The following is a 4,057-nucleotide window of genomic DNA, read 5'->3' as shown; positions in this document are numbered from 1 at the left end:
GCACCACATCGTGAGTGACGCATGGTCCAGGGCTCCGCTGGCCCGCGACCTCACGGCCGCCTACGCGTCCCCGACCAGCTCGAACTCCCCTACGACCGCCCCCGCCCCGCCGTCGCCACCTACCGCGGCGACCGCATCCCCTTCGAAATCCCCGCAGAGCTGTACGCGCGCGTCAGTGAGGTGGCCGGGCGCGTTCAGGCGAGCCCGTTCATGGTGCTCCAGGCGGCCCTCGCCGCCCTGCTGACCCGGCTCGGCGCGGGCACGGACATCCCGCTGGGCACGCCGATCGCGGGCCGTACCGACGAAGCGCTCGACGACCTGGTAGGCGTCTTCCTGAACACGCTGGTGCTGCGCACGGACACCTCCGGGAACCCGACGTTCGCCGAGCTGGTGGACCGGGTCCGTGAGCGGAACCTCGGTGCCTACGCCCACCAGGACCTGCCGTTCGAGCGGCTGGTGGAGGCGGTCAACCCGGAGCGCTCGCTCGCCCGGCACCCCCTCTTCCAGGTGCTTCTCACGCTCAACAACACCGACTACCAGGGCGCGTTGGACTCCCTCGGCGACCTGCCCGGCCTCCGGGCCGAGCGGGAGCCGATCGAGTCGTCCGTCGCCAAGTTCGACCTGGCCTTCGGCTACACGGAGCGCCGCGACCCGCACGGCCGGGTGACCTCCCTGCACGGCGTACTGGAGTTCAGCACCGACCTGTTCGACCGCGTCACCGCCGGCACCCTCGTCGACCGGCTCCTCCGGTTCCTGGACCACGCGGTCACCACCCCGGACGTCAAGGTCGGCGACATCGAGATCCTCGCCGGGGCCGAGCGCGGGCGCCTGCTCGAACTCTGGAACGACACGGCTCGTGAGGTGCCGGGGCGTTCGGTGGTGGAGCTGTTCGAGGAGCGGGTTGCCTCGAACCCGGCCGCCGAGGCCGTGGTCGCGGGCGGGGAAGCACTGTCGTACGAGGAGTTGGACTCCCGTGCGGAGCGGCTGGCCCGTGTGCTGGTCGAGCGCGGGGCCGGCGCCGAACGGTTCGTGGCGGTGGCCCTGCCCAGGTCCGTGGACCTCGTCGTGGCCCTGCTCGCGGTCTGGAAGACCGGCGCCGCCTACCTCCCGCTGGACACCGAGTACCCGGCCGAACGGCTGGCGTACATGCTGGACGACGCCAACCCCGTCCTGCTCGTCACCATCAGCGACCTGGCCCCCGTACTGCCGGAGGAACCGGCCGTACCGCGGCTGCTGCTGGACGCCCCCGAGACCAGCGAGGCTCTGTCGCGGCCCGCGGGCGACCAGCCCCTGACCCGCCCGGCTCTCGCGAACCCGGCCTACGTGATCTACACATCGGGGTCGACGGGACGCCCGAAGGGTGTGGTCGTGCCGCAGGGCGCGCTGGTGAACTTCCTGACGGCGATGCGTGACCGCTTCGAACTCGGCGCCGGGGACCGCCTGGTAGCGGTGACCACGGTCGGGTTCGACATCGCCGGACTCGAACTCTTCGTGCCCTTGTTGTCGGGCGCTTCGATCACGCTCGCGGAGCGGGATGTCGTCCGGGACCCGGTCGCGTTGTGCGGTTTGGTGCGGTCGGCGGGTGTGTCCGTGATGCAGGCGACGCCGAGCCTGTGGCGGGCGATGCTGGCTGAGGACGCTTCGGCGCTGGCCGGGGTGCGGGTGCTGGTCGGTGGCGAAGCTCTGCCCGCCGACCTGGCCGAGGCGCTCGTCCAACGGGCGATGTCGGTGATCAACCTGTACGGGCCGACAGAGACGACGATCTGGTCCACGGAATGGCCGGTGACCGCAGACGGTGCACGCCTGCCGCGGATCGGCCGCCCGATCGCCAACACCCGCGTCTACGTCCTCGACGGCACACTCCGGCCCGTTCCGGCCGGAGTGCCGGGCGAGCTCTACATCGCCGGTGACGGCGTCGTCCGCGGTTACCACGGCCGACCGGGGCTGACCTCCGAACGGTTCGTCGCCGACCCCCACGGTCCCTCCGGCACCCGGATGTACCGCACCGGCGACCTCGTCCGCTGGACGGTGGACGGGGAGCTGGAGTACCTCTCCCGCGTCGACGACCAGGTCAAGCTGCGTGGTTTCCGGATCGAGCTGGGCGAGATCGAAACCGTGCTCGCCGGACACGAGCGGGTGGCCCAGGCCGCCGTACTCGTCCGCGAGGCCCGCCCCGGAGACCGGCGCCTCGTCGCCTACCTCGTCCCGGCAGCCGAAGCGGTGGAGACGGCCGAGGTGCGGGCGCATCTCGCCGCCCACCTGCCGGACTACATGGTGCCCTCGGCCTTCGTCACCCTGGACTCCTTCCCCCTCACCCCCAACGGCAAGCTCGACCGCCGCGCTCTGCCGGCGCCCGACTACGACCAGGGAACCAGCGAGGGACGCGCACCCCGTACCCCCCGCGAGGACATTCTCTGCACCCTCTTCGCCGAAGTACTCGGCGTCGGTTCGGTCACCATCGACGACGACTTCTTCGCCCTGGGCGGCCACTCCCTGCTCGCCACCAAACTCGTCAGCCGCATCCGCACCGTCCTGGACACCGAGATCGCCGTACGCCGGCTGTTCGAGGCGCCCACGGTCGCCGAACTGGCGGCCGCGCTGGACACCGCGACCGGCACGCGGAAGCCGCTTCGGGCCACCGTCTCCCGGCCCGCCCGGGTTCCGCTGTCGTACGCCCAGCGGCGGCTGTGGTTCCTGCACCGCTTCGAGGGTCCCAGCGCCACCTACAACCTGCCCGTCGCCCTGCGGATGACGGGGACGCTGGACCAGGAGGCGCTGCGGCTGGCACTGGCGGACGTCGTCGACCGGCACGAGAGCCTGCGGACGGTGTTCGCGGAGGACGCCGAGGGCCCGTACCAGATCGTGCGGGACACCGCCGAGGTGTCTCTCACGGTGACCGCCACGGACGAGGAACACCTGCCCGAGGACCTGGACCGCGCATCCCGCGCGCCCTTCGAGCTGAGCGAGGAACCGCCCCTGCGCGCCTTCCTGTTCGAGCTCGGCGAAGAGGAGTACGTCCTGCTCGCTGTCGTCCACCACATCGCGGGCGACGCCTGGTCGATGGGCCCCCTCGCACAGGATCTGACGGCGGCGTACGCGGCCCGGGTGCGGGGTGCCGCCCCGGAGTGGGCGCCGCTGCCGGTGCAGTACGCCGACTACAGCCTCTGGCAGCGGGAAGTCCTCGGCTCCGAGGACGACCCCGACAGTGAGGCCGGCCGCCAACTGGACTACTGGAAGCACTCGTTGTCGGATCTGCCGGCGGAGCTTTCGCTGCCGTTCGACCGCCCGAGGCCGGCCACGGCCTCGTACGTGGGTGACCGGGTCACCTTTGAGCTGCCGGAGGACGTATACGGCGGTCTGGTACCTGGTCGGCTTCTTCGTGAACACGCTGGTGCTGCGCACCGACGTCTCCGGGGACCCCACCTTCGCGGAGCTGCTGGAGCGGGTGCGGACGGCCGACCTCACCGCCTACGCCCACCAGGACCTGCCGTTCGAGCGGCTGGTCGAAGCGGTGAACCCGGAGCGTTCACTCTCCCGGCACCCCCTCTTCCAGACCATGCTCACCCTGAACAACACGGACCAGGGCGCGGCGTCCGCCGTCGCTTCCCTGCCCGGCCTGGAGGTGAGCGGCCGACCGGTCGGAATCGGCGCCGCCAAGTTCGATCTGTCCTTCCGACTCGCCGAACGGCGCCCCACTTCGGAGTCCGAGTCCGCCACGTTGGGTGGTGCGCTGGACTACAGCACCGACCTCTTCGACCGGGAGACCGCACAGTCCATCACCGAGCGTTTCGTCCGCGTGCTGACCGCCCTGGCCCAGGACCCGGACCTCCGGGTGTCCGAGGTGGAGGTGCTGGAGGACGCCGAGCGGGAGCGGGTGCTGTCCGGCTGGCAGGGAGCAACACGCACCCTGCGCGGGGCGTCCTTGCCTCAGCTCATCACCGAGCAGGCGGGGCGCACCCCGGACGCGGTGGCGGTGGAATGCGGTGACCGGTCGCTGACCTACGGCGAGTTGGACGCCTGGTCGGGGCGGGTCGCCGGATGGCTGCGCACCCAGCAG

The 4,057-nt window shown here is 71.4% G+C and carries 1 pseudogene; it reads left to right on the top strand.

The features are described 5' to 3' along the window. Positions 1 to 21: 21 nt before the first annotated feature. Positions 22 to 4,057 (top strand): annotated as a pseudogene (locus IG94_RS39390) (amino acid adenylation domain-containing protein); the annotation flags it as partial.

This window comes from Streptomyces olivaceus (genome assembly GCF_000721235.1).
In the GTDB taxonomy this organism is placed as follows: domain Bacteria; phylum Actinomycetota; class Actinomycetes; order Streptomycetales; family Streptomycetaceae; genus Streptomyces; species Streptomyces olivaceus.
Note: the sequence above shows the minus strand (reverse complement) of the source record. Positions and strands in the feature narration are given on the sequence as shown.